Origin of the sequence: Iningainema tapete BLCC-T55, from assembly GCF_014698965.1 — a bacterium.
In the GTDB taxonomy this organism is placed as follows: Bacteria; Cyanobacteriota; Cyanobacteriia; order Cyanobacteriales; family Nostocaceae; genus Iningainema; species Iningainema tapete.
Genome location: NZ_JACXAE010000118.1, coordinates 154,625 through 180,125 on the forward strand (window position 1 = coordinate 154,625; position 25,501 = coordinate 180,125).

21 protein-coding genes are annotated in these 25,501 nt (G+C 39.6%); 11 read left to right on the forward strand and 10 right to left on the reverse strand.

Translation table 11 applies throughout. The features are described from left to right. Window positions 1–23 precede the first annotated feature (23 nt). The 5 genes from ICL16_RS39080 to ICL16_RS39100 form a co-directional block, all read right to left on the reverse strand. Window positions 24–1,445, reverse strand: coding sequence for a PAS domain-containing sensor histidine kinase (locus ICL16_RS39080; protein WP_202895930.1), 1,422 nt, complete (start codon window positions 1,443–1,445; stop codon window positions 24–26). A 14-nt stretch (window positions 1,446–1,459) separates the two neighbouring features. Further along, window positions 1,460–1,819, reverse strand: coding sequence for a PAS domain-containing protein (locus ICL16_RS39085; RefSeq protein WP_190836943.1), 360 nt, complete (start codon window positions 1,817–1,819; stop codon window positions 1,460–1,462). Between the two features lie 200 nt (window positions 1,820–2,019). Beyond that, window positions 2,020–2,634, reverse strand: a complete 615-nt coding sequence (locus ICL16_RS39090; protein WP_190836944.1) for a glutathione S-transferase family protein — start codon at window positions 2,632–2,634, stop codon at window positions 2,020–2,022. Further along, on the reverse strand, window positions 2,631–3,869 hold the full coding sequence (locus tag ICL16_RS39095) for a YbfB/YjiJ family MFS transporter (RefSeq protein WP_190836945.1): 1,239 nt from the start codon (window positions 3,867–3,869) through the stop codon (window positions 2,631–2,633). Before ICL16_RS39095 ends, ICL16_RS39090 begins: the two co-directional genes overlap by 4 nt. After that, on the reverse strand, window positions 3,820–5,664 hold the full coding sequence (locus ICL16_RS39100; RefSeq protein ID WP_238361150.1) for an FAD/NAD(P)-binding protein: 1,845 nt from the start codon (window positions 5,662–5,664) through the stop codon (window positions 3,820–3,822). Before ICL16_RS39100 ends, ICL16_RS39095 begins: the two co-directional genes overlap by 50 nt. A gap of 360 nt (window positions 5,665–6,024) precedes the next feature. Between ICL16_RS39100 and cas10 the strand changes: the two genes are divergently transcribed. From cas10 to cas6, 6 genes are all read left to right on the forward strand, one after another. Beyond that, window positions 6,025–8,271, forward strand: coding sequence for a type III-A CRISPR-associated protein Cas10/Csm1 (gene cas10, locus ICL16_RS39105; RefSeq protein ID WP_190836946.1), 2,247 nt, complete (start codon window positions 6,025–6,027; stop codon window positions 8,269–8,271). Continuing rightward, window positions 8,268–8,741 carry a type III-A CRISPR-associated protein Csm2 gene (gene csm2, locus ICL16_RS39110; RefSeq protein WP_190836947.1) on the forward strand — a complete coding sequence of 158 codons (474 nt, stop codon included), beginning with the start codon at window positions 8,268–8,270 and terminating at the stop codon, window positions 8,739–8,741. The genes cas10 and csm2 overlap by 4 nt, the downstream gene beginning before the upstream one ends. Window positions 8,742–8,808: 67 nt before the next feature. Next, a complete protein-coding gene (gene csm3 / locus ICL16_RS39115) occupies window positions 8,809–9,810 on the forward strand; it encodes a type III-A CRISPR-associated RAMP protein Csm3 (protein ID WP_190837197.1) in 1,002 nt (333 codons plus the stop codon). 84 nt (window positions 9,811–9,894) lie between these two features. Then, window positions 9,895–10,971 carry a type III-A CRISPR-associated RAMP protein Csm4 gene (csm4, locus tag ICL16_RS39120; protein ID WP_190836948.1) on the forward strand — a complete coding sequence of 359 codons (1,077 nt, stop codon included), beginning with the start codon at window positions 9,895–9,897 and terminating at the stop codon, window positions 10,969–10,971. A gap of 8 nt (window positions 10,972–10,979) precedes the next feature. Then, window positions 10,980–12,209 (forward strand): type III-A CRISPR-associated RAMP protein Csm5, encoded by a 1,230-nt coding sequence (csm5, locus tag ICL16_RS39125; protein WP_190836949.1) that lies wholly within the window; start codon window positions 10,980–10,982, stop codon window positions 12,207–12,209. 5 nt (window positions 12,210–12,214) lie between these two features. After that, window positions 12,215–13,021, forward strand: coding sequence for a CRISPR system precrRNA processing endoribonuclease RAMP protein Cas6 (gene cas6 / locus ICL16_RS39130; RefSeq protein WP_190836950.1), 807 nt, complete (start codon window positions 12,215–12,217; stop codon window positions 13,019–13,021). Window positions 13,022–13,444: 423 nt separating this feature from the next. On the opposite strand, the gene ICL16_RS39135 is transcribed toward cas6, so the two are convergent. Both ICL16_RS39135 and ICL16_RS39140 read right to left on the reverse strand, forming a co-directional pair. Beyond that, window positions 13,445–14,794, reverse strand: a complete 1,350-nt coding sequence (locus tag ICL16_RS39135) for a UDP-N-acetylmuramoyl-tripeptide--D-alanyl-D-alanine ligase (RefSeq protein WP_190836951.1) — start codon at window positions 14,792–14,794, stop codon at window positions 13,445–13,447. Between the two features lie 316 nt (window positions 14,795–15,110). Further along, entirely contained in the window at window positions 15,111–15,272 is a 162-nt protein-coding gene (locus tag ICL16_RS39140; RefSeq protein WP_190836952.1) for a hypothetical protein, read from the reverse strand. A gap of 465 nt (window positions 15,273–15,737) precedes the next feature. Between ICL16_RS39140 and ICL16_RS39145 the strand changes: the two genes are divergently transcribed. Beyond that, window positions 15,738–16,964 carry an O-antigen ligase family protein gene (locus tag ICL16_RS39145; protein WP_190836953.1) on the forward strand — a complete coding sequence of 409 codons (1,227 nt, stop codon included), beginning with the start codon at window positions 15,738–15,740 and terminating at the stop codon, window positions 16,962–16,964. Window positions 16,965–16,970: 6 nt separating this feature from the next. Here the strand turns inward: ICL16_RS39145 and ICL16_RS39150 are convergent, their stop codons facing one another. Then, window positions 16,971–17,963: a hypothetical protein gene (locus tag ICL16_RS39150; protein ID WP_238361152.1), complete on the reverse strand. Its 993-nt coding sequence runs from the start codon at window positions 17,961–17,963 to the stop codon at window positions 16,971–16,973. A gap of 576 nt (window positions 17,964–18,539) precedes the next feature. On the opposite strand from ICL16_RS39150, the gene ICL16_RS39155 reads away from it, so the two are divergent. Next, on the forward strand, window positions 18,540–19,589 hold the full coding sequence (locus ICL16_RS39155) for a glycosyltransferase family protein (RefSeq protein ID WP_190836954.1): 1,050 nt from the start codon (window positions 18,540–18,542) through the stop codon (window positions 19,587–19,589). An 83-nt stretch (window positions 19,590–19,672) separates the two neighbouring features. On the opposite strand, the gene ICL16_RS39160 is transcribed toward ICL16_RS39155, so the two are convergent. Beyond that, entirely contained in the window at window positions 19,673–20,740 is a 1,068-nt protein-coding gene (locus tag ICL16_RS39160) for a glycosyltransferase family 47 protein (RefSeq protein WP_190836955.1), read from the reverse strand. A 171-nt stretch (window positions 20,741–20,911) separates the two neighbouring features. Between ICL16_RS39160 and ICL16_RS39165 the strand changes: the two genes are divergently transcribed. The 3 genes from ICL16_RS39165 to ICL16_RS39175 all read left to right on the forward strand — a co-directional run bounded on the left by ICL16_RS39165 (window position 20,912) and on the right by ICL16_RS39175 (window position 24,610). Further along, entirely contained in the window at window positions 20,912–21,907 is a 996-nt protein-coding gene (locus ICL16_RS39165) for a glycosyltransferase family 2 protein (protein ID WP_190836956.1), read from the forward strand. 141 nt (window positions 21,908–22,048) lie between these two features. Continuing rightward, a complete protein-coding gene (locus ICL16_RS39170; RefSeq protein WP_190836957.1) occupies window positions 22,049–23,266 on the forward strand; it encodes a glycosyltransferase in 1,218 nt (405 codons plus the stop codon). 3 nt (window positions 23,267–23,269) lie between these two features. Continuing rightward, complete coding sequence (locus ICL16_RS39175; RefSeq protein WP_190836958.1) at window positions 23,270–24,610, forward strand: oligosaccharide flippase family protein; 1,341 nt, start codon at window positions 23,270–23,272, stop codon at window positions 24,608–24,610. Between the two features lie 69 nt (window positions 24,611–24,679). Here the strand turns inward: ICL16_RS39175 and ICL16_RS39180 are convergent, their stop codons facing one another. Further along, window positions 24,680–25,483, reverse strand: a complete 804-nt coding sequence (locus tag ICL16_RS39180) for a Uma2 family endonuclease (protein ID WP_190836959.1) — start codon at window positions 25,481–25,483, stop codon at window positions 24,680–24,682. Window positions 25,484–25,501: the final 18 nt, after the last annotated feature.

The window sequence follows — 25,501 nt, forward strand, 5'->3', positions numbered from 1 at the left end:
ATCGCCATTAACCTGAAATGGTATTAGACTTGAAACAGGTACTGCTGCTGGATAGGAATTTGAATGACAAATTCCGTCCCCATTCCTGGTATTGAAAAACAGGCTAGCTTACCGCCATGATTTTCGGTGATAATTTTGTAACTGATAGCCATTCCCATTCCTGTTCCCTTACCGACAGGTTTTGTTGTGAAGAATGGATTAAAAATATGTGGTTGAATTGCTTCGGGAATTCCAGTCCCATTGTCGGCAATCACAACTTTTACCCATTGTGAGTCAACCACAGATGTCTGAATCGTGATTTCGCTGGGGCGATGGTTAATTTCCCGATCGGTTCGTTTAGCGTTGAACTCTTCAATCGCATCGATCGCATTTACCAGAATATTCATGAAAACTTGGTTAAGTTGTCCACAATAACACTCTACCAATGGCAAGTTACCATAGTCTCGGATTACCTTGATTTCTGAACATTCCGATGTCGCTTTCAGTCGATGTTGCAGAATTAGTAAGGTGCTATCAATACCTTCATGGATATCAACTGCTTTGATTTGAGCTTCGTTCAGGCGTGAAAAATTACGGAGTGACGTCACAATCTGGGCAATTCGCTCAGTACCTATTTCCATTGAACGCAGAAGTTGGGGAAAATCTGCTTGCAAAAATTCCCAGTCTATTTTCTTCGCTGCTGTCTCAATTTCCAATACTGGGTTAGGGTAATGCTTTTGATACAGTTGCACGAAATCCAATAGATTCAATGCATATTCTTTCACGTAAATCAAGTTACCATAAACAAAGTTAACCGGGTTATTGATTTCATGGGCAATCCCTGCTACTAATTGTCCTAGACTAGACATTTTTTCCGCTTGAATCAGTTGGGCTTGGGTCTGTTGGAGTTCAATGAGTAACTTTTGCAGTCGTGCAGTTTCCATCTGTAAACAGGTATTAGCTTCACGCAACTCTTGAGTACGTTTAACTACCTGTTGTTCCAAAGCTTCATTAACTTTTTGGAGTCGGCGCTCTGCTTCCCTTTGGTAAGTGACGTCTCGTAACACTAAAACTGAACTAACGGAGTCATCTGTCTCTATCAAGTTGTTGGGAATTTCTACAAACGACCAAGCAATTTCTAGAATTAGGTATTGGCTTGATTGATGATATTCATAACATTGTTTACCACTTTTTCTGGTTTCCAGAGCGATCGCCACAGGATGAGCATCACCTGAAACGACTTGTCCATCCAGTAATAAAGGCAATTTCTCTGATAATGATTTTCCTAAAAGTAACAAACGAGTCTGCCCAAAAAAACGTTCGAGGGCAGCATTACACCACTTGATTCTACCTTGACGATCTGTCCAAACAATACATTCCTCAACCGTGCTGAGCGCAATTTCCATTTTACTCAGGGTTGAGCTAAGTTGTTTGAGTTGGGAATTTGAGTCAGATATCTGGGACATTCAATCCTGACCACCTATGCCATTTCCAAGGGACGTAATGTTGCAGCAAAAAGCCAGCGTCCCTCTTGTTTCTCAGCAATAATAAAGTGTTCAGATTCAATTTCTTGATGAGCTTTTGTAACTGCCTTCAGATTTAATGGGTGATTGAGGACAGTGGCTTGTCCAGTAGCAGAAAAGCGGGCAAATCCTAAATTATGGGAGTCATGAAAGAACGGTGGGAGAATTAGTGTCAATGGTTGACCAATAATTTCTTGAGCAGTCCACCCAAAAACATTTACAAAATGAATGTTGATATCCACCACAATTCCTTCGTGATCGGTGACGATCACAGGTACATCACTTTGTTTAAGTTGCTCAATCGTTGGAGTTAACATTCTATTCCTCACCAAAAACTTGTCTAAATAGATTGTTTCTATTAAAGAGTGAAAACTAAAAATAGCTATATATAACTTTATAGCCGCAACTATTATATGTAGTAAATGTGGGAAATACTGAAGTTTAGACTCAGCAACAAGAAAAGACCCAGCAGGGCTGAGTTGAGAACCCCCCTAAACTGTTACATTTATGATGATAGTTACTTGCTAAGATACCTCGACTTTACGCGCAGAATTTCTGGTGTAGTTAAGGCAAAACTGTGACGCAATTGAAAAGTACTCAGTCGTTCTATAACTTTTGGATGCAAATAAGATTGTACTAAATTAGGGAGACGGAAAGTGAGGTAATCTAAAGCTACAGCTAATTGCAGGCTGGCTAAATCAGGGGCTTCTTTGGCAGAAAAATTTGGTAAATCATACTCTGAAAGAGTATTTAATGCTTGTTTTAGAACTTGCTCTGTTCTGGCAATAAAAGGATGTGGGGTAATGTTTTCTGGGGAATAACGTGTCAAACTGACATGACGAAACGCGGTTTCTATGAGCATTTTACCCAAAGCAAAACGCTGATATTCTAGTAATGTGTGCCTTGTTGAATTAGATGTCAAGTAGGTAGCAATGATACTGCTTTCATATAACACATCTCCATTATCTAATTGTAAAACCGGAACAGTTGAAAATGGATTTATAGCCAACAAATTTGTTGGCATTTCCCAAGGGTCAACCCAAATCAATTCTATTTCTTTAATGTTGTATTCTAGCGCACAAATCAAAATTAAGCGTGCGAATGGGGAAGTATCGTTTAAATAAAGCTTCATGTGTTCTGCTTCAATTGTGGGGAATCCTCGGGATGAGTAGCCATTATGCATAAAATTGAAATCACTAAAGCTGTAGCACTGATGGCATATAAGGGTAAATAAGAATCGGCATGACTAATTAACAACGCCATGCAGAACCCACCAAAGGCTTGAGTTAAGGCAAATGAAAAAGTCATAGTACTCCATACAAAACGATGTTGCTTGGCTCCAACTAGTTCTAGGGCGTACATTGAGACTAAAGTTACAATCCCTGGTGTGAACATCCCCACCAAGAACGCAGAAAAATGTAATACCCACAAGGTAGTAGTTATCAAAGGTAACGCCACACCAAAAGCTTTCAGGGCAAAACAGACTAATAGACTTCGCCGAAATCCCCAGCGATCGCCCAATATACCAGTTAACAACGGACCAAGAGCTGCACCAATGCCAAATAATGACCAAGACACACCACCCACCGCCAGAGAAAACCCTAACTCCCGCACCATAAAGTCCACCCAAAATAATGTGTGCGGCAAAAAACCAACTGCGTTAAATGCGTATGCTATCAATAAATACCACATACTATGATTTCGCCACAAGTTGACTGCTGTGTCACCCATGTGCGAATGATTGACATAAGTAGATACAGTCGATTCAACAGATATATCTGCCCAAGTCTTCCATGTCATGAAACTTAACAAACTGCAAGAAATACCCATTGTCAACCACGCAAAAACGACGTTAATATTCACCATCAAAGGAATCAGCAAGCCAGAAGCAGCCGCACCCAGTCCAATACCTGAAAAAATCACTCCTGCAACACGTCCCCGTTGAGCGGTGGGTACGTGCGGCAAAATCATCGGTGCAGCTAAAACCATCAAGATTGCTCCACCAAAACCCGCCAAAAATCTCCAACCATAAAACCATAGAAAACTCATGTTTGGGAATGAGCAAGCAAGGTAGCTTAGAGAACATAACACCATGCCACATCCCACTAAAATCGTGTTACTGATTCTTTTGATGACACGTTGAATGAATATTGGTCCGAGTAAATAACCGATTAAGGTAGCTACACCCAGTTGAGCTGCATCTTCCTTGGAGAACCAGTTAGCTTGAATCAGTGCGGGCATCAATGTGATATAGGCAAAACGCCCAATACCATTGCCAATAAAAGTCGCAGCTAACCCAGCCAGCCAGAAACCAGGTTTATATAGTGTTATAAACTTTTGATCTTCTCTGATTCTGAATAGGAGCATATTTTGCGTTGATTTGATTTACCAAAGATTGCACAACTCTATCTGCATCAAGTAATGCAGTTGAGTTAACAAAAGGTCGTGGCAAAATAAAGGTGTAAAACTTGGGTCCCTCGGTAGGTGTTCCTAATACCCAAAAGTTTTTGTAAACATCACCTTCTCTGCTAATTAAATTAAAATCTTGTGAAATATCTAAACCATTGGGATGGAATCGATTATTAAAAAATGGACGAGCCAAACCATCTGCTATAAGCTGTTGCAGTAAGAGATTTGAGCTTTCTTGAGGGAGAGGCATGGCAATGCGTGAACGAATAAAAACCTCAGCTTCAACAGTCTCAAACTGACCAGTAATTACAAATAGATTACTTTTTTTGTCAAACCTCCATTGAGGGTTTGGTCCCAGATCCATTTTTAAGATACCGGCTTTTTTTAATGCCAGCATTTCCTCAATTCTGACTTTTGGAGGACCTACAGCCAAGCGATTCATCACAGGAATAAATGAGGATAAAAGCCAGCGATGGCTGCTTTCTGTTAGTCCAGCAAAATCAATAGCATATCTGAGATTGTCCCTTAAGTCTCTCAAAACATCACAGGCAGCTTTTAGAGGATTTGAGACATTACCTTCACTAGCATTCCTGACATCTTCATCTAAATAATTATCGAGCCATTCATTAAAACAATTTTTTGATTCTAGGGCATAATCCGGTATTGGATTTACCAATTTTTCCCAATTAAATTGATGCCAGGGTGGAATAAAATTAAAAATTAAAGATTTACGTTGATCCTCTTTTGCAGTTAAATACGCCTGAGCAAATTTACTAGCTGCAATGTATCCATGATGTTTTTTAATATAAGTTTTACTATAAATAAACTCCAGATCACTTAATAATAACGGCAGAAGATGCTCAGTAAAATCTATTTTTTGATACTTTTCTTTCAGTTCACTAATTGCTTTACGTGTGAGAAAATTAGCTTTATATTGTTCCCGGACTTCTTTTTCATTGCTGGCTCTGGCAGATAAGGGTAATCCCGAACGAGAAAAGGCGATTATTTTTGGTTCTTTTTGTGATGCTTGATAGCAAATAACCCCTTCTTGATTGCGGATGAATTTTCCTCCCCGACCTACTGTTAGCATAGATAAAATATCGCATGTTGATAATCCCAAACCTTCCAGTGCTACCGTTTCGTGGGATTGAATACCTGATGTCGATAGGTGGAGAGGATAAGCAGAGAATAGACGACGGTTTTCTTCATCCTTTTTCAAGATTTCATGTTCATGTCCTGTCGTTAAAAAAACATAGTTTTGGTGGTATATTTCACCATTTTCTGTCTTAATACACCATCTGGTAAGGGAAGAATAAGCAGAAATAACACGCTGTGAAACCGTTGTAATATTTAGTGTTTCAGATGCAAGTTCGCATAAATAATGAAAGCCCCATTGTAGGTATTCACCTAATAGCTTTCTGGGATAATAGCCATTGGGATCATGGGATGAGGAAGTATGGTCACAAAGCCATTCATAAAAAGAAGGACCCTCCAAAATTAAGCCTGAACCTTGAACTGTATGGTCTAAAAAAATAGTTATTTGACTGGCGATAGTATTAACCAGCAAATGCTCTGGTTGGTCAGTAAAATGACAACCCGCGCCCAAAGGATTGGGATCAAAAATATTGATATTCACGTTAACATCGGGTGGAAATTGTTTTGCTCTGGCAAATACAACAATCCGCTCCAGAATGCTTAAACCCCTGGGTCCCATACCAATAATTGCAATGTTAACTGCACTCTGTTTTATCATTGACTAAACTCAAATACAAAATTTGTTTGCTTATTTATAAATTTTTACCTAATTGTATTAGGCAGAAAATATTGCCAAAATCTTTGCCAATCGGCACAAAATCCCACTAAATGGGAAGAGCCGAACAATATCTTCCTTATCCTCAAATGTGAAAGTTTTTTAGAACTCCCTGAATCTTATATTTACCAAAAATCAGGGGTTAGGCTAGGGCAAGTATACTTATTTTTTTTGAATAAATAAAAATATTAATTAAGTATTTTCCACATGTACTACATATAATAGTTATGGCTATAAAGTTATATATAGCTTTTTTTAGTAAATATGTAGTGAAAATAGAGTTATCAAACAAGTTTCTGTTTCATGAGCAACCCAACACCCGCATCTGATGCCGCCTTGCGAGTTTCTCAACAAGCTGTTACCCTACTCACAAAGTGGGCTGCTCCAGATTTAGCCAATAAATGCCCTCCTTTAAATGAGGAGGCTTTGTGGTTGAATGATTTCCATCCAAAACCATTAAAGTTACTTTTTTCATCTGTATGGTTATATAGCCATACAGATATGATTGGTCATTACTGGAAACCTAAGTCTATTCTAGACAGAGAACCAATCATTCCCTACCCCCAAGCACAAAAACCAGCACCGGAAGATTTCAACTCACTCAAACAAGAAATCCGCTCAGCTATAGAATCTTTGCACAAAGACGATTGGCAAAATCTTTCTCTATTAACTCTGATTTTAGAAAAATTCGGCTCTTTTATAAGCGTTGACGAAGCTGATGTGGCACTAGTAGATATAGTAAAGACTACCGCTGCGATCGCAGCTGCTACCAATCATACTCCAACTACCGAACTAAGTCTAATCGCCGGCGATTTATCTGGTATTCAAAAATTTATTTACACCATATCTTCTGATGGAGCGCTCAAATCTCTACGGGCACGCAGCTTCTACCTAGAGTTAGTCACAGAAGAAGTAGTGCAACAACTGCTGACAGCGTTACAGCTTCCTCGCACCAACGTAATTTATGCAGGGGGTGGCAACTTATATATATTAGCGGGAGCAGAGAATACAAAAGAAATTGTTGAGCAAGTGCGTCAGCAATTTAATGAATGGCTTCTAGATGAATTTCAAGGCAAAGTCTTTCTCGCCCTTGATTGTTTACCATTTCCCCTTGCAGATGCTACAGAAGCATTTGCTCAACATTGGTCAAATGTTACCCAGAAGCTAGCTAACCAAAAATCTCGTAAGTTTGCCGAACAGATTACCAGTACTCAGTTTATCAAACAACGGCACAGTTATGAACCCTGCCGCGTCTGTCACAGAGATGATGAGGAATTAGAAAAGTTGAATTCAAAAGAACCAGATTCTGTGCTTGCTTGTAAAACTTGTCGCAGTATGTTTGAATTGGGAGGGCAACTGTTGCAAGTTGAAGCGATTGTGCGATCGCCACGACAATTTATACCAGGAGCATTGCATACACTGCCGTTTAAACTACCTACTACCAACATATACTACCATCTATTTCGCAACTGGAAACAAATCGATACCGAAGCTGACACAGTTTTACTTGTCAACGATTGGACATTAGAACATTACAAATTTCGGCATTTTCCTCAAGCTGTTCCCTTATTATTAGGAAACTACGGTAAACCGACAAAAGAACCAGAAGAAAATAGCTTTATGCGGGCAAACGAAATGGCGCAACAAGCCCAAGGAATTAAGAGAGTAGGCTATTTGCGGATGGATGTAGATAGACTGGGACAAATTTTTGCCAAAGGATTGAGAGAAAAACAAACATTACCAAGATTAGCTGGGCTATCTCGGCAAATGAGTTATTTTTTCAAGGTTTACTTGAAAAGCGTAGCAGAAAACCCTGGGGAAAATTTACCACAAAATCTGGTAGGCGATTGCCCAAGGGGCAGTGCCGGAGGCAATCGCACTTCAACTCAGGAATCGCGAAATTTACTATTTATCTATGCTGGTGGTGATGACTTATTCGTGAGTGGCGCATGGAATGAAGTCGTTGAATTTGCCTTTGATGTTTACCAGTGCTTTCGCGCCTACACTGGGGATAATCCAGACATTACCTTATCGGGAGGAATTAGCATAGCAGATGCCAAATATCCCCTTTACCAAGCTGCTCAGGAATCAGGAGAAGCGGAAGACGCTGCGAAAGGAAACGGTAGAGACAGTTTAAGCTTGTTTGGACAAGTTTTCAAGTGGGATGAATGGTTAGGTACTGCCACTACTAGTTGTGAGCATCATCACCTCAAAGAAAAAATGCCCAAGTTATTGGGTGTATTACCATTTGTCAAGAGATTAGAAAAGCAGAATATAGGCATTAATTATGCTCGTAGCTTTGTCCGAAATCTACTGATTACGGCACAAATTCAAGAACAAGCATTAAAGAAATTTGCCGATAAAAAAACTCCAGAAGCTTTGGATACTCGTTACTATTTGCATTTACCAAAGATAGCTTATACTCTAGCAAGATTGCCAAACAAGGTACGGAATGATAGTGATTTTCGCACTTCTTTGAAAAGTCCATATAATGCACCGTACTTTCGAGCGATCGCTACCTGGATAGAAATACTCAACCGTGAAGTATGACAGAACTAAACAAACCAAAGCCACCTATACAAATTATAAATCAAAAGCAATCAATTCCACCACCCAGTCAGCAAAAAGATATTGTTGATGAAATTGTGAAAACTATTACGGAACTAAAGGATGGCTTAAAAGCTTATCCTATTAGGGTTCTAGTTAAACATGCCGAAGAATTTGGTCCTTATCTCAAACGACAAAGATTAGAAACCAATCAAATTCGTAAATTCCTAGATGCGGTGAATAGGCTAAAAGCAGAATTAGCCGAGAAAGGAGATTTCGCGAAAATTGAAACAGAAGTCGTTTTACTCAAACCCAAATTAGCCTACGCTGCTGCGAGACAAAAAGCAGCTAAACCCTTGGGAGAAGTTATATCAACTGCGATTGACAAAGTATATAGTGTAGAAGACTTTGAGCGGCTAGTCCAATTTATTGAATCAATTATTGCCTATCACAAAGCCGAAGGCGGAAAATAACACCGTTCGTAGAGACGCTCCGGCGGAGCGTCTCTACAATCCAAAATTCAAAATCCAAAATCCTTATATGCCAGCATCAACAGCAAATAAACCCTTACTTGGAAAAATTCGCCTCACCAGTCACATAAAAGTAGAAACAGGATTGCATATTGGCGGTGGAGGTGAGAATCTAGATATTGGTGGACTAGATAAACCTGTAATTCGCGATCCACTGACACAATATCCTTACCTACCTGGTTCATCAATAAAAGGCAAACTGCGCTCAATTTTGGAAAGATTGTTAAACAAACCCCTGAATCGAGCCGGAGGAAGTAACACTTTTCGTTATGAAAGTGATGATTTAGCAGATGGTTTCACCGAAATTGACGCATTGATTATTCCCTATCAAGGAGCGCGTACCTGCCCAATTAGCCGTGTTTTCGGTTCTACAGGAGGTTCCCAATTTTGGATGGCGATTGATACTGCAAGAACAGAAGAACTATTTGACGAAAATAGTCCAACGCGCATAATCCAATCACAAAATTGTACCAAAATTACTCGCGGACGTAACGCTCCAGCACGTCTAATCATCCGGGATTGTCACTTGCTTCCAGATTCAGCGGAACAATTGAAGAGAATTGACACCGGATTATATATGACTGAGTGGAAATTCGAGAATGGGATTGACAGAGTAACAGCAGCAGCAAACCCCAGACAATTAGAACGTGTACCAGCAGGAGCAAAATTCCAGTTTGAATTAGTCTATACTGTTGAAGATGCTGAACAAGCGATTGAAGACTTGCAGAACATTGCGATCGCACTTGCTATTTTAGAAGATGACGCACTTGGTGGGCATGGCTCCAGAGGTTACGGCAAAGTCAAATTTCTCAACTTCGAGTTTTCCTACCGTAACTTAGAGCAATATCGCCAAATTACTAACACTCCTGTTGGCGCATCCGGTTTACAACCCATTGCACCCGTTGCTGACATACAAGCACTGTTAGATAACTTTGGGCGTTTGCGTGATGATATCAAACGACGGTTACAACCACCGAATGGATATTTAGAACCACAGATGCACACAGATTAACACAGATAATTTATCTGTGTGCATCTGTGTTAATCTGTGGTTTCATTTTTCTAAATTTGAATTAATACAAGAGATTTTTTGAACATGAGTAGCTGGAAATTAGTTAAACTTAATTTCGGACACTCTCCTGCTCACTTTGGTGAATTAGGTATTGGTATAGAAGAAACAAGCGAACGAGTACGCTCGGATAGTTTATTTAGCGCTTGGGTGAGTATTTATGCACGGTTACTTGGGCAAGAGGCGGTTGAATCATTGTTACAGCGTTTCCACCAATCTCCACCAGTGCGGATAAGTTCTACTTTTATATATAGAGAAGAAGCAGAACATACTATATATTATCTCCCTCGTCCCCTCAAATTTCCCATCAACTACCCCAAAGATGACTTAGAGTTTTTTAAAACTTACAAAAAGCTCAACTTCCTACCACTGGAAGTCTGGCAGCGATGGTATCAAACAGAGGGATTTGCCGAGAGCGATGCAAGAGAGTTGATTGCCGAAACTACAGGTAAATCTCAGGGACTTTTGCGCAAAGCTGGAGCTTTTGACTATAAAAATACCTTCAAAATCGGTCAACTACCAAAAATTGCCGTCGATCGCATTACCAGAGCAACCAATCTCTATCATACAGGTTTTGTCCAATTCGAGACAGAAAAAAACCGTTCTGGTTTATACTTCTTACTCTATTTTCCCAATAGTGAGCAACAGTTAGAACACAACCTTCGTGCTGCTTTAAACTTGCTCGGTGAGGAAGGATTGGGCGGAGAACGTTCTAGCGGTGCAGGGCGATTTGAAGTAGAGTGGTTAGAATTACCGCTCATTTGGCAAAAAGTTGTCAATTTTTCTGAGCAACCAGTTTACCACTGTTTAATTAGCTTATTTTGGGATGATGATGCGTCTAATTTAAAGCAGTTAATTACGAATGAAAGTAGTTATGACATTCAAGAAAGGGGGGGTTGGATTGCTTCTAGTGAAAGACAGCTACGACGCCAGTTTGTGCGGATGTTTGCTGAAGGTTCTGTTTTTCCCACAAATCCACAGGGTAAGCTTGCTGATGTGACGCCTAAGGGGTTTACAATACATCGTGTTTATCGTAGTGGTATTGGTTTGAGTTTGCCGATAAAGGTAAATGAACCGCCAAGACGCCAAGAGCGCCAAGGTTAAAATTTTATATGATTATTTCTAATTTAGCTCTTAAGAAACCTGATGTTTATGAATCAAGAAGGATACGGTTAGAAAGTCCTATTTTGCATATAGGTTCGGCGGTATCTAAGTTGAATCCGTTTGAGTATGTGCAGGCTAATCAAAAGGTTTACTTTCCTAATGAAGAAGCATTGGCGAAGGGTTTGCAATGCCAGGGAGGACGGTTTTTAGATGATTATATTTTAGCTATTGAGTCGCGTCAAGATATTAGTAAGCTTTTACGACAAGCGTTTGGTTATGAGTGGTGGGATGCTATTGATGCTGATGGAGTGTCTATTTTTCCTCAAAATGCTATTAGTCAAAAGTTGACGGAGGCTTATATTTCAGATTTGCGTCCGATGATTCGTAATGGGATGGGACAATTGTTTGTACCTGGTTCTTCGATTAAGGGCGCAATTAGAACTGCGATCGCCTATCATTTACTTAAAGCACAACGCTTGTCTGTTAGTGAAATTGAAAAAACTTTAAGGCAAAGGTTAGGACAAGTTAATCACTATCAGCAAAAGTTTTTGGATGATGATTTTATGGATAGTTTGTTTTCGGATTTTTCTCTAGTATATCAAGAGAGAAAGTTTTTTGGTAAAGGTCAGAATACAGATTTTTTAAGAGTGCTTAAAGTTAGCGATTCTGAACCGCTTTTAGAAGAGCAAATTTCAACTAATATACCTGTTGTTGCTGAGGTGCTAGTTACGAGTCGATTTCCTGACTACTTGGCTAAGTATAGAGCGTCTATTTATGTTGAAATGGTACGCAATGTCCAAACAGAATTTACTCTCTCTTTAGATACAGAGATGCTTTCTTGGTTTAAGCATAAACAGGGAATTAAGTTACCTTTCTCTACTTTAGATGAACTTGTACAAATATGTCAGGAATTTACTCAAGAACAGTGGAAGTATGAGCAGAGTTACTGGCAACAAGTTAAAAACAATTCCACATCAGGGAGAAATTTAGACTTTAATTATATTCGTGAATTTTATGCAGCGGAAAAATGTCCTTATACCCTAAGATTGGGATGGGGTAGTGGAATGATGGGAACAACAGTGGATTTACTATTAGATGATGAATTGAGAAAAGATATCCGCGATACTTGTGGTTTAAAAGCGTCTGGTTTTGAAGCACCAAAATCAAGGCGTACTGTGATGAATTTCAATGGTGAAATCAGATTTGTACCAGGATGGGTTAAGTTTCAGTCTTTATAAATTTTATGCTAATTCGTTCTACTTGGACATTATATGTAACCGAACCAACAGTTTTACCTCGTTCCTATAGATTGGAACTAGTAAAGCTACTACATCAACAATTAGGTTTAGAGATGGGAGGCGAGGCGATTCCCTCTACTTGTTTCTCCGGAATTCTTGGTTCATATTCTACTTCTAAAGAGTTTTTCACTTTCCATCCCGAGCAGTTTTACAAGTTATCTTTGTGTGGCTTGCAAGAAGTTGCAGCAAAGGCAGTATTATCTCTTAATCTTTGCCAATTGGAGTTTCTCGGATCTCAGTTTAACGTTATCAACCGTGAAGATGAAACTACTAGCTATGAAGAACTATATACAACTTTAGTGGCGAATGAGCCAGAGCCAGTGCGGAGATTTGATTTGCAGTTTGTTACTCCTACAGCTTTTGCTCAGAATAACACGCACTTACCTTTACCTCTACCCTCCTTGATGTTTCGCAGTTGGTTAGAGCGTTGGAATCATTTTGCGCCTATATATTTAGGAGGTGATGAGTTAATCTCCTACCTAAGTGAGTCAATTATAATTAAACATCACAAAATTCAAACGCGATCGCTTGTATTGCACAAGGGTTATATAAATGGATTTGTTGGCGATGTGTCACTACAAGTTCTTAGTCGTGCTGATGAGTTGGTGGTGAATGTCGCTAATTTGCTAGTTCAATATGCGCAATTTGCCGGTACTGGAATGAAAACTCGTTTAGGTATGGGAACAACACAAGTCAATTTAGCTTTTAGAACTTCTTCCCCTTCCGGAAATGGAAATATTCCTTTGACTTAATCAAATATTTGTGCTAATCTTATTTTCTGATTTAAATTTATTCCTGCTTAAATCAGAGGCAAATAGTGACAAGCGGCAAAACAGTTTTCATAACTTCCCCACTAGGGGATTGAAAATCCTCGTTTTGTCATTGCACTACTCCTCAGATTTTCCAGTTTTCATTTTCTTCCCCGTAAGGGGACATCAACTTAAAGCACAGAGATTATTATCTCGCGCTAACCATAATCGTAGAGACGCGAAATTTCGCGTCTCTACATTTCTTGGCGTTTCCCTGGGGTTTAAACCCCAGGCTAGGCGTCTTCTCTTCTCCTGTCGGAGACGCTTCGCGAACGAGACACTGCGCGTTCGCAAAGCGTCCCGAAGGGAAGGCGGTTTCATAAACTCAGCGGTGCGTTATACTACCAAGAGCGCACCCTACTTAACTTAAAACTCAGCACGAAACTGACTCACAACTTTATCCAAACCTACTGAATGAGCAGCTTTGAACAAAATTCTATCTCCCTCTTCAACAAACGTCTTCAACCTAGCTAACAAATCGGCATGATTGGTGAAGCATTCTGAAAGTATACCTTCTGCACTGTTGGCGATCGCCATTGCATCAAGTCCATCAACTAAAACAAACAAGGCATCCAAATTCAGGTTTCGCACTGTTTCACCTACGTGCTGGTGTAAGGAGTGCGATCGCTCTCCCAATTCTTTCATTGCGCCGAGTACCGCAATCCGTCTTTTCCCTGGCGTTTCTGCCAACAAGTTTAGTGCTGCCAACATAGCTTCTGGTGCAGCATTATAAGTCTCATCTAAGATTACCACATCATTGGGTAAAGTAAAACGTTGCGCCCTACCTCCTGGCATATCAACTTCCACACCTGATTTCAAGCTTGACCAATCAATCCCCAAGACTTGGGCTACTGCCAAAGCTGCTAAAAAATTGGTGGCGTTGTGACGACCTGGTAAAGGTAAAGGTAACTGTATACCAGCAACTTCAATTGTTTCCGTATCAATCATCTTCCCTTGGATATCACCACCAGATAAACCAAATGTTACCAATTGACCTTGCCAAACTTTCGCTGCTGTGGTAAATAATAGCGGATTGTCATGATTGAGAATAGCTACTCCATCACGAGGTAATTCAGCTAAAAGTTCACATTTTGCTGTGGCGATCGCTTGTTCTGAACCGAGCAACTCAATATGTGCTGTCCCCACATTCGTAATTACACCGATTGTGGGATGGGCTATTTGGGTTAGTTCGGCAATTTGTCCCATCCCCCGCATTGCCATTTCCACTACAGCAAAGTCATGCTCCGCACCAAGTTCTAACAGAGTTTTCGGTACACCGATTTCGTTATTAAAATTTGCATAAGTTTTGTGAACTCGCCCAAGCGTACCTAAAACCGCCGCAATCAGTTCCTTTGTTGTGGTTTTACCTACTGAGCCAGTTACCCCGATAACTGGAATCTTAAAGCGATCGCGCCACCACCGAGCAATTTTTTGATATGCTGCCAAGGTATCGCGTACTTGTAATAGAGGAAACTCAGAATTTTGGTACTCAAAATCAACCACTGCAGAAATTGCACCTTTTTCCACAGCCATAGGAACAAACTGATGTCCATCAAACTTTTCGCCGCGTAAAGCCACAAACACTTCACCCGGCTTTAAAGTGCGGGTATCAGTTTGGATACCCCTACCCAATTGTGCTAACGCTGCTTCAGATAAATTCACTGTCTGGGCAGAAAGAACTTCAACCAGTTGACTTAGGGTGGCAGAGCAAGGCATATTACTATACTTTTTACTAACTTTTTGTATTCCAAATTCTTGGCTCAAATTTGGCAGTGTACCTCGTACACAGAAGTTACGAGGACAAAAGTCTTTAAATCGTATAATCTTTTTCTAAAAAATATAAAGTACCTTCGTTGATGTCTCAAGAGCGGTACAGCTACCGTGATGGTGGTAGTACTGCAACGCCGTGAGACTTTCATACAAAGAGTGTTCCCAGGATTTATGCCCAGTGAACATCCATACTCAAAGTTTCTTGACAAAAAGTGAACTTTTTTCGGTTGAGATTGGCGAATTCAGACGAAAAGCGGCTTCCTTATCCCCCAGGAAGCCGCCTTACTGTGCGAATGTTAGTTTTTTCTATGGTGTCGATTATCGCCAAACCGATACCAGAAGTTGCTAGCAGCAGCAAGACTGACATCAGAAAGGCTTTGACTAGCATGTGGAGGGCTTCATCGAAAAAAATGTAGGTGGTCATAGCTTGTTGTTCTCAACTCAATGGTGCTAGTAATATTTACTTCTTCACACCCTGATAGCTGGTTTTCGTTTTTGAAATTACTAGCATAAGCATCTTAACAAAACTTTAGCTATCGAGCGCAATAGTTTATGATTTTTCTTTTTGAAGATTTAATGAACTTAGAGCCTCATTGGTAAAATCAAATACATTCTTACAATTACTAGTAAAATTCTGCCACCATAATATTACGGAAAATATATGTGGAAAAAAATTCGTAGAGACGTTCCGCCGGAACGTCTCTACCGTATTTCCACCAGAGATTTTAGTTTTACTAACACAGAAAAAAAGCCAGTAAAATGTCAATCAACTTACTTTAAGTGAAAATATCGACAAAACACCTTTTAGTACAACCAATTTTCCTAAACTATATGATAAAACCAATTTATATGAAATTTTACAAATTGTGGAGTATAAGATTCCAAGTTTATGAATAAAAAGTATCGGGAAATTTTGGAAAAATGCTATGCAGTAATTGGATTAACTTTCTTCACAGGAGCTTTTGATATAGGCTTAACTTTGTCCACAGGCGCGATATTTCCCAGCTTTATTAGAACAGGACTAAGATATCTTGTTTGGCTAGCTGCGTATGTGTTCATGGGCTTCAACTGGAAAAATACTTTACGTACAGCAAGACAAGATATATTAATTTGGCTATTAACAGCAATCATCTTACTATCATTTATTTGGTCAGACTTTCCCTTAAAAGTATTAAAAAACAATCGTGAAGTCTTGCAAATGAGTGCATTTGCTTTATATTTCGCAACTAGATTTAGTTTGAAAGAACAAGTAAAATTAATTGCTTGGAATTTTGGGATAGCGCTTGTATTAAGTATACTTCTCGGTCTGGTTATGCCTGATCTTGTTATACACCAAGATGATCATCCAGGTGCATGGAGAGGAATTTACGACTATAAAAATACCTTTGGGAGTATGATGATTATGAGTTCATTGGTATTTTTTCTCCTACCAATAGAACAATCAAGACATGTTATTTACAAGTGGATAGGTGTTAGTTTATCATTGATAATGATTGTGCTTTCTACCTCCAAAACTTCACTTGTTATATATTTTATACTTGTATTAATTTTACTTTTCTATCAAAACTTCCGCTGGCAGGGAAAGGTGTCGGTGGTTATTTTAGATTTTGTTATTTTGCTTGTTGGTTGTGTGGGTACGTTGGTAATCGGTAACTGGGTATCTCTCATAACTGGATTGGGTAAAGATCCCACTTTAACTGGAAGAACAATATTATGGGAAGGTGTTTTCGCTAAACTTCAAGACAGATTATTGTTAGGTTTTGGGCGTGGTGCATTTTGGTTTCCCGAAGGAAAAAATGGTAGAGAAGTAGGTCAAGCACTAGGGCATGGTTTTGTTGCACCTCATGCTCATAATGGGTTAATCGATCTTGCACTTGATGTTGGCTTGATTGGGTTCTCTATTTTTCTCATTGTTTATTTTGTAGCCTTTTTCCGTGCTTTAAAAAGAGCATACGCAACTAAAAGTCCAGAGAACCTATGGCCTCTAGCTTTTCTCATCTTCCTGGCAATGAATAATATGACAGAGAGTTACCTGTTACGTCTATCTAATATATATTGGGTATTGTTTATTACAGTTGTTCTCTCTGTCGGGCAAAATAGGTCAGAAGAAGCGTAGGGATGTTTAAATAACTTTACAAGCTTTCATATAAGCCGACTCTTTACTAGACCTAATGGAGTTAATGACTTTTTTTATTACTCGCGATCGCAATGGCGCTTCATTTTTCATTGGACCAATTGAACTTAGCCAATCAGCTACCGATGGATGAGTGTGGGAAAGACATTCTAAAAACGTATCCCAAAATGGAGGCCACATCGCATCATGGTAATGTACTACCTTGGCTGCCCTCAATAGTTCTTCATTATACCAATCTTTGTGTGTCTTACTACCCATAGCATAGTTGTGAGAGTAAGGCAACGCACGCCAAGGAATTCCCATCTTAACCATAGTCAAACCTAGTGCAACTTGGTCATTGAAAAAGAATCCCGCTTTCTGACAAGCTAAGTATGAGTCACACAATTGAATACATGCTTGCAAATAATGGTCAGCAAAATTCGTGGAACGGCGGTAGACAAAAATCCCGCTATTCCAATATAAACGAATACTTACTCCTTCCTGCTCTGTCTTAATCCAAGGAAGATCCTCAATCTTCAAACCTACACATTTACAAATCTCTTCCCAGTATGGTTCAGTTGGATCATCTGGACCTGTAGTACCGATGTTTTTGTCCGAAGCGCAGGCAAGAAAACTTTCTCCTTCGCCAAGCAGGAGTCGCTCTGGTTCATCCACAATAAGTAAATCGCTGTCTAACCAAGCTACAGCAACAGTAGTCGCCAACTTTTCTACAGCAGCCAAAGCTAACGGCTTATTCAAAAATTTGTTCCAAGAATATTTGTTCTTGCTTTGAAAACTGAGATATTCAACTTGGAACTTGTCAAATATTTGATGTGTTTTTTTAGTCAAAGGAGGTCCAAAGCAAGGCGTTACGGCATATACAGGTGCATCCTTCAACTTGCCCCCCCATCGGCGCAAGCTTTCTATCATCCGTACTGTTTGCGTTTCCAACCATCCCGATTCAACGCAGCACACAAATGTAATCTGAGGTTTTTCAGTCATGATACACCCTTAATTAATACAGGGTTATAAATAATGAATACTTGAACTTATACTGATGCTCTCAACAATGTTTTATTTAATACTTATGAGGCAATTCTAGTTATTTTCACAGTTATAACATCATAAATAGGTTGCGTTCTTTATTATTCTATCTTAAATTTTTATTCTTGTTATTGACGCATACTCAAATTTAAAATTATCTTTATATATATGTGAAGATCGAGTTAAGAAGATACATTATGAGTTTTAAAAATTAGATTTTGTGATAAATATTTAACATAGCCATATAAAAACAAAAAATTGAAATAGTATTGGTTAGCTTTCTAGCAAAAATAAGACCAGCAACCTATTTTTTGGGGAAATCGCTTTAATCGCATTGTACGTTTGACGTCTAATTATGTAGAGCGATTAATTAAATATTGCAACTTAACAATATTTATACTACGTTGTTTTCTAGATGATTCTAGATGCATTTGTGCTTTTAGCCAAGTATAATCAATTTCGCTGCTCGTAATTAGTGCTCGAACGCTGTTTTTATCAACTACCAGTGACAAAAAATCTTTAAAAAATTTAACCATGGTTGTTTGCATCTACGAAGACCGTTGCGAGTACCTCATTGGCGTTAAACTCACTGTATTGAGTTTAAGGCATCACTGTCCTGATATTGCGATCGCCATCAGCTGTCCTCAGCCGTCTGCATCCTTTCGCTCTTGGGTTAAACTTCAACCTAATGTAAAGCTGCTGGCAGAAGATGACCTAGCCGCAGTAGGTTGGAACGTGAAGCCTACTATTTTACTACGTCGTCTCCAAGAAGGTCATCGCGAAGTAGTCTGGATTGACTCAGACATTATCATTACCAAAGATTTTCGTTCCTTATTGCAAAATTTAAACGACGATACCTTAGTTGTTACTCAAGAAGATTACTGGGGACAGCATCAAGGAGGAACCCACCGCACCACCGCTTGGGGACTTAAACCAGGTCGAACTTTTCCCACTACCCTAAATACAGGAGTTGTTCGAGTGACTAAAAAACACATTGAACTGCTCGAAGTTTGGCGGAAAATGCTGAATGAGCCAGCATATATTCAAGCACAGCGCCAACCTTACATCCAACGTCCATTACATATGCTAGGAGATCAAGAAGTACTCACAGCCCTGCTCGGTTCTGTAGAATTTTCACAAATATCAGTAAAGGCTCTAGAACGCGGAACTGATATCGCTCAATGTTACGGTCCTTCTGGTTATACACCAGTAGAACGATTACAAAATCTACTTAGAGGTCAATGTTTACCAGCCTTAATTCACTCTATGGGACGCAAACCTTGGGAGATTACTCCTGATCCTAAAGCAATTTGGAATTCTCCTAAACCACTTCAACAGCGCCTGCGGATGTATTACGATCGCCTCCATTTAGAACTTTCTCCATATACATTAATCGCCCGTCAATATAGAGAGCAAATTGGTGAAGATGCTCCTTGGATGGATGTGAAGACTACTCCGGCAAAGATTTTTGCTATCCTATCAGCTGGTCATCCGACTTTGCAAGGTTTCCCCTTAGCATTGTTCGATGCTGGAGTTCGTTATACTCGTCGCCTCGTTGGTATAGATCGTTATAGTTTGAATTAGGACTAGATAGACATCTCCGAAAAATAGTGTAGAGACGCGCCATGGCGCGTCTCTACAGGATATGTAGGTTGAATAGAAAGCGCTTATGACATGAAATGCAAATTTAATTTCTCAGCAATATACTTACCCACAACATCCTCAGAACATTTTGTCTGCCACCAATTTAAAGATTGTTGATGTATTTCTTGTAAGAGTTGTTGGTTTTTGAGCAATTTTTCCAATGTCTCTTCCAAAGAAAGCCAATCAGTTACTTTAATATTAGGCGCACCATCATAAAACCAGCGTGGAGGTAAAGCTTCAGTTACGACAATACAACCATATTTTATTGCCTCATAAAAGCGATATGTTTCAAACGAAGTTCCTCTAGGAGCGAGACAAATTTTTGTATTCATCATTTTTTCGTTATAACTAAGGGCAACTTCGCTACTACCTGCTGCACCAAAAGCCTGAGTGACTGAAGATTCTATTTTATATTCAGGATGTTTCTCCTTAAACCTGTTTAAACTTGATATCATTTGTTGTCGAGAAACAGTTTTTGGAGTTCTTAACCAATACTGCAAAGACCAAATCGAGTAACGTTCATGTACTGCACTACCAGCAAAATAAACATCATAAAGACGCTCGGATATATCCTTAATCGGCAAATTCTCCGAATTGTAGTAACCCAAAGGAATATCATAAATAGGAGCAACTCTTCTCCCTGAAAGCAAGCCTTTTATCTTCTGCATTTGATATTGTAATATCCAAGGCAGACGGACAATCCAGTTTCTCAAAAATTGAATTGTGGTGACTAAATTGAGATAAGAAGGCTTCAGTAAGGGATTACATCCTAGTATTTGCTGCGTACCGTAACACTTGAATATAGCTCCTACCTTATGAGCATATTTTGGTATACGACACAATTCATCTCCCAACATAATTACGACAACATCTTTGCCATAGGATGGCAATTCTCGCAATTCTGTCATGGTAATGTAAAATGTTAAACCTTTTTGCTTCAAGTGAGTTTCGACAGCTTGAAGTACTTTACCAAAGTAGGCAACAAAGCCACAGTTCTCTGGATTTGGGTTAAATATATCCCAAGGAATTAAACCTTCCTCTGGTGTTATATATATATAATACTGATTGGAAACTAGCTGGGTTGTAGACATATAATTTTGGTAAATTATGTTATATCCCTGATGACTTTCTGATAGTATTGTTACTAACTACCTCTATATATTTTATAAACTATATATATTTTTCTATGTTTGTCAACTATTTAAATATTGACTAATTAATGTAATCATTGTTACAAAATATAAAAAATGGGAGAAGAAAAAATGACTTTAATCGGAGTAGTAATAATTGGGAGAAATGAAGGAAATCGTTTGAGAGACTGTTTACTATCAGTACTGGGCAAAGGGCGAATTGTGTACGTAGATTCTGGTTCAACAGATGGTAGTGTGGCACTAGCAAGATCTTTGAATGTTGATGTCGTAGAACTGGATTTATCGATTCCTTTTACTGCGGCTCGTGCCAGAAATGCAGGTTTTGAGTACTTACTACAAGTGGAACCAAGTGTTGAATTTGTCCAGTTTGTGGACGGAGACTGTCAAGTGGTGGAGGGATGGTTAGAAAGTGCGGTGAGTCAATTAGTTGCACACCCAGAGGTTGTGGTGGTGTGCGGTCGTAGACGTGAGCGAGAGCGCGATCGCACGATTTATAATCGTCTGTGCGACATAGAATGGGACACCCCCATTGGCGAAGCTCAAGCCTGTGGCGGTGATGCGATGATGCGTGTATCAGCACTTCAACAAGTTGGCGGGTTTAATCCTACTCTCATTGCTGGCGAAGAACCAGAACTGTGTGTAAGATTACGTCGTGCCGGGGGTAAAATCTTCCGTATAGATGCTGATATGACTATTCATGATGCGCAAATGACCCGTTTTGGTCAGTGGTGGAAGCGCAACCTCCGCGCCGGACACGCTTATGCTGAGGGATCTTGGCTACACGGTGGCAGCCCGGAAAGACATTGGCTTAAAGAAAGTCGCAGTATCTGGTTTTGGGGTTTACTATTACCGCTAATTACAGTTGCTAGTGTATGGTTTACTTCTGGTTTCTCACTACTGTTACTGTTAGTAGCTTATGCCGTTTTAGTCTATAAAGTATACAAATATACTTTAAAACGAGGTTATAATTTCAGTGATGCAGCCCTTTATTCCTTATCTTGCTTGTTAGGTAAATTTCCCCAAGTTCAAGGACAGCTTCAATTTCACATTTCCCGTTTACTCAAACGACAGCGTACTTTAGTTGAGTACAAAAGCGCTACTTCTTGAAAAGGCAGAGGGTTTCACAGTAACTTTAAAATGTCTAGGCAGATCTAAAGACTAACTTTAAACAAACCATTGCTTTTTCTCTGTAAAGTGAATATCTTATCTCTTAAAGATAGATAAATATAAGTATAAATATCTAGTTTGATGAAAATTGCTTATTTAGTAAATCAATATCCAAAAACAAGCCATAGCTTTATCAGGCGTGAAATTGCCGCCATAGAAGAATGTGGTCTAACAGTAGCACGTTTTTCGATGAGAAGAAGCTTGACTGAATTAGTTGAACCAGAAGACATAGAAGAATCCGAAAAAACTCAAGTAATCTTGGATGTGGGAATAATCGGGTTGTTGTTCAACTTACTGAGTGTGGTGATCGCCAAACCAATTTCCTGGCTATATGGTTTATGGTTGGCGCTCAAAATTGGTTGGAATTCTCAACGGGGAGTTCTGTACCATATTATTTACCTAGCAGAGGCTTGCGTTCTACTCAAACAGCTGCGTAACTTAGAAGTAACTCATCTTCACGCTCACTTTGGTACCAACTCCACTACTGTAGCGATGTTATGTCAAGCAATAGGTGGTCCACCCTACAGCTTCACAGTACACGGTCCCTATGAATTTGATCAAGTTGAGAGTATAGCTTTAACTGAAAAAATCAATCGCGCTGCATTTGTTGTCACCGTCAGTTCTTATAGTGTTAGCCAATTGTATCGATGGTGTAACTATCAGCAGTGGCAAAAAATTCATTTAGTTCGTTGTGGAGTAGATAATAAATTTTTCCATCAAAACACTACAGTCATACCATCCGAACCAAACTTAGTTTGTGTTGGGCGACTGTGTGAAGAAAAAGGACAACTGCTGCTAATCAAAGCAGTGAATCAATTAGCTCTTGAAGGTTGTCCATGCAATTTAACTCTAGTTGGTGATGGGCCATTAAGATCTCAGATCGAAACTTTAACACAAGATTACAGTCTTCAAGATCAAGTAAAGATTACTGGTTGGGCAAGCGGTGAACTAGTGCAAAAATATATGATTAATTCTCGTGCTTTGATTCAACCAAGCTTTGCCGAAGGTTTACCTGTAGTGATTATGGAAGCATTTGCATTGCAGCGCCCTGTAATCAGCACTTATGTTGCGGGAATTCCTGAACTAGTCAAACCTGGAGTGAATGGATGGCTTGTACCATCAGGTTCAGTGGAAGCATTAACAGAAGCGATTCGTGAAGTACTGCAACTTCCCCCAGAAAAACTGGAACAAATGGGTCAAGCCGGAGCAATATCTGTAAAAACTTACCATAATGTTGCACAAGAAGCAAGCAAATTAGCTAATCTATTTTGCTCTGCGTCAGGAACTAATCAACAATAAATTATGACATCTGTAAAAAAGCTTGCTATTCGGGGTGCGATTTGGACAATTGCAGGTTATGGCGCTGGTCAGATCCTTAGGTTTGGTAGTAACCTAATTTTGACTCGCCTACTAGTACCTGAATATTTTGGTCTTATGGCTGTAGTGAATACCTTGAGAAGTGGTATAGATTTATTCTCAGACCTTGGTATTCCGCAAAGTATTGTTAACAACAAACGCGGTGACGAACGAGCTTTTCTGAATACGGCTTGGACACTACAAGCAATTCGCGGCTTGATAATTTGGCTATTTTTCCTGCTCATTACCTTTCCCGCTGCTAAGTTTTACAATGATGAACGCCTGTTTTGGTTAATACCCATTGTCGGACTTTCCTCAATTTTTGATGGCTTTAGTTCCACTACTATACATACTCTGCAACGCCGACTCGATGTACGTAAAGCTACCCTATTCGATCTGTGTATACAAGTATTAACTTTATCTACATTTATTGTCTTAGCTTGGTTCACTAGAAGTATTTGGGCTTTAGCGTTGGGAATCATCGCAGGCTCAGTATTTAGAATGATCGGTAGCTTTTGGTTAATACCTGAATACTCCAATCGCTTTACTTGGGATAAAGATGCAGTTAAACAAATTATATCTTTTGGTAGATGGATATTTTTGGCAACTGCTGTAACCTTTTTGAACGAGCAAGCTGACCGTCTGATTCTGGCTAAGCTATTGTCCTTTCAAACATTAGGCGTTTATACGATCGCTTATACTTTAGCCGCTATCCCACGAGAAATCGTTAAACAACTCAGCTACAAAGTTATCTTTCCTACCATATCTAATCATCTTGATCTGCCCAGGTCAACTTTACGCGCCAAGATTCTGCGTCAACGTCGGCAGATCCTATTTGGATTTGCGATTTTACTGGCAGCACTTGTTACAGTTGGGGATTTAGTCATTGCGGTACTTTATGACGAAAGATACACTGCAGCAACATGGATGATGCCAATTCTCTGTTGCGGTATCTGGTTTTCTGTATTATTCTATACAATGAGTCCGGCTTTGATTGCAATAGGCAAGCCTTTATATACAGCCCAAAGTAATTTTGCGGGATTTTTGATTATTGGATTGGGATTACCCGTGGCATTTTTCCGTTTTGGTGTATTGGGAGCAATTGTAGCGATCGCACTTAGCGATATGCCATTATATTTTGTCAACCTTTACGGACTATGGCGGGAAAAACTCCACACTTTTGCTCAAGACATTCAAAGTACCGTCTTGTTTATCGGATTACTCGCTTTATTTCTTGTCATCAGAAATTCTCTAGGATTTGGTTTACCAATTCACGCCATTCTTTAGACATTGCCAGAAATTAAACGTGCATTATTCAGGATCATTGTAGAGACGTTCCGGCGGAACGTCTCTACATTATTCCACGGCATCTGGATCGATACCCGCAGCCCGTAACCTTTCTGCTAATTGAGCAGCTTTTCGCTCTGCCGCAATAGCTCTTTGTCTTTCTTGCTCAGCTTTTTGCTTTTGCAACTCGGCTTCTTCTTTACCCGTCAGTAACAGGTTCCCCTCTAAATCCCACCAGCGCAACCACAGTTGTTCTGGATTGTTGAGGTAGCTTCCCAGCCATAACCCAATTTCAACCTCAAGAAGTGGAATTGGGTAGTGACCGCGCTCATTAGGTTGTATCTTGTGATATGTAAAATCTATTAGGTGATAAACCTCCAACTTGCCGTTATTAATTTCATAAATGACGTAGTAGGGAATGCGGATAATTTGCTTGTATACCCAAAATTTACCAGGCTTTTTAGCTTCTCTACGCCTAGCATAATTTAAAGGCGTTGTATCTCGTTCTTCTTCGCCATCACCACTGGCAAGTTCTATGGCAATTAGTGGCGGAGTAAATTCTCGCCAAAAAACATAGGAACGACGGATTTTGCCGTCTAGCATTGGTGGTACACCAGGGACATAAAACCAATCTGGTGCTTCGGCTCCTCTTTCTGGTGGATCGGTTTCTCGCCAGTAAATACCACAGTCTTGACCAATACAATATTGTCCATCTGGATGCAAACGCTGCAAAACTGGGGCAATTGAATCAGTTAAAATAATACATTGAGGATGTGCTTGAAAATTATGCACAAAAGTACCATCAGATTCCGGTAGTTGAGTATGGTCGGGAAATGCTGGTGGTAGATCGAGATCAGTAAGTATTTCACTCATAGTGCAAATAGTCCTCAA

Coding starts and splice junctions, on each gene's coding strand:
- csm3 (WP_190837197.1), top strand. CDS start 8,809: ATGCCAGCATCAACAGCAAATAAACCCTTACTTGGAAAAATTCGCCTC.
- ICL16_RS39090 (WP_190836944.1), bottom strand. CDS start 2,634: ATGAAGCTTTATTTAAACGATACTTCCCCATTCGCACGCTTAATTTTG.
- csm4 (WP_190836948.1), top strand. CDS start 9,895: ATGAGTAGCTGGAAATTAGTTAAACTTAATTTCGGACACTCTCCTGCT.
- ICL16_RS39160 (WP_190836955.1), bottom strand. CDS start 20,740: ATGTCTACAACCCAGCTAGTTTCCAATCAGTATTATATATATATAACA.
- ICL16_RS39150 (WP_238361152.1), bottom strand. CDS start 17,963: ATGACTGAAAAACCTCAGATTACATTTGTGTGCTGCGTTGAATCGGGA.
- ICL16_RS39095 (WP_190836945.1), bottom strand. CDS start 3,869: ATGCTCCTATTCAGAATCAGAGAAGATCAAAAGTTTATAACACTATAT.
- ICL16_RS39155 (WP_190836954.1), top strand. CDS start 18,540: ATGGTTGTTTGCATCTACGAAGACCGTTGCGAGTACCTCATTGGCGTT.
- ICL16_RS39165 (WP_190836956.1), top strand. CDS start 20,912: ATGACTTTAATCGGAGTAGTAATAATTGGGAGAAATGAAGGAAATCGT.
- ICL16_RS39180 (WP_190836959.1), bottom strand. CDS start 25,483: ATGAGTGAAATACTTACTGATCTCGATCTACCACCAGCATTTCCCGAC.
- ICL16_RS39140 (WP_190836952.1), bottom strand. CDS start 15,272: ATGACCACCTACATTTTTTTCGATGAAGCCCTCCACATGCTAGTCAAA.
- ICL16_RS39145 (WP_190836953.1), top strand. CDS start 15,738: ATGAATAAAAAGTATCGGGAAATTTTGGAAAAATGCTATGCAGTAATT.
- ICL16_RS39080 (WP_202895930.1), bottom strand. CDS start 1,445: ATGTCCCAGATATCTGACTCAAATTCCCAACTCAAACAACTTAGCTCA.
- cas6 (WP_190836950.1), top strand. CDS start 12,215: ATGCTAATTCGTTCTACTTGGACATTATATGTAACCGAACCAACAGTT.
- cas10 (WP_190836946.1), top strand. CDS start 6,025: ATGAGCAACCCAACACCCGCATCTGATGCCGCCTTGCGAGTTTCTCAA.
- ICL16_RS39100 (WP_238361150.1), bottom strand. CDS start 5,664: ATGATAAAACAGAGTGCAGTTAACATTGCAATTATTGGTATGGGACCC.
- ICL16_RS39085 (WP_190836943.1), bottom strand. CDS start 1,819: ATGTTAACTCCAACGATTGAGCAACTTAAACAAAGTGATGTACCTGTG.
- csm5 (WP_190836949.1), top strand. CDS start 10,980: ATGATTATTTCTAATTTAGCTCTTAAGAAACCTGATGTTTATGAATCA.
- ICL16_RS39170 (WP_190836957.1), top strand. CDS start 22,049: ATGAAAATTGCTTATTTAGTAAATCAATATCCAAAAACAAGCCATAGC.
- ICL16_RS39135 (WP_190836951.1), bottom strand. CDS start 14,794: ATGCCTTGCTCTGCCACCCTAAGTCAACTGGTTGAAGTTCTTTCTGCC.
- ICL16_RS39175 (WP_190836958.1), top strand. CDS start 23,270: ATGACATCTGTAAAAAAGCTTGCTATTCGGGGTGCGATTTGGACAATT.
- csm2 (WP_190836947.1), top strand. CDS start 8,268: ATGACAGAACTAAACAAACCAAAGCCACCTATACAAATTATAAATCAA.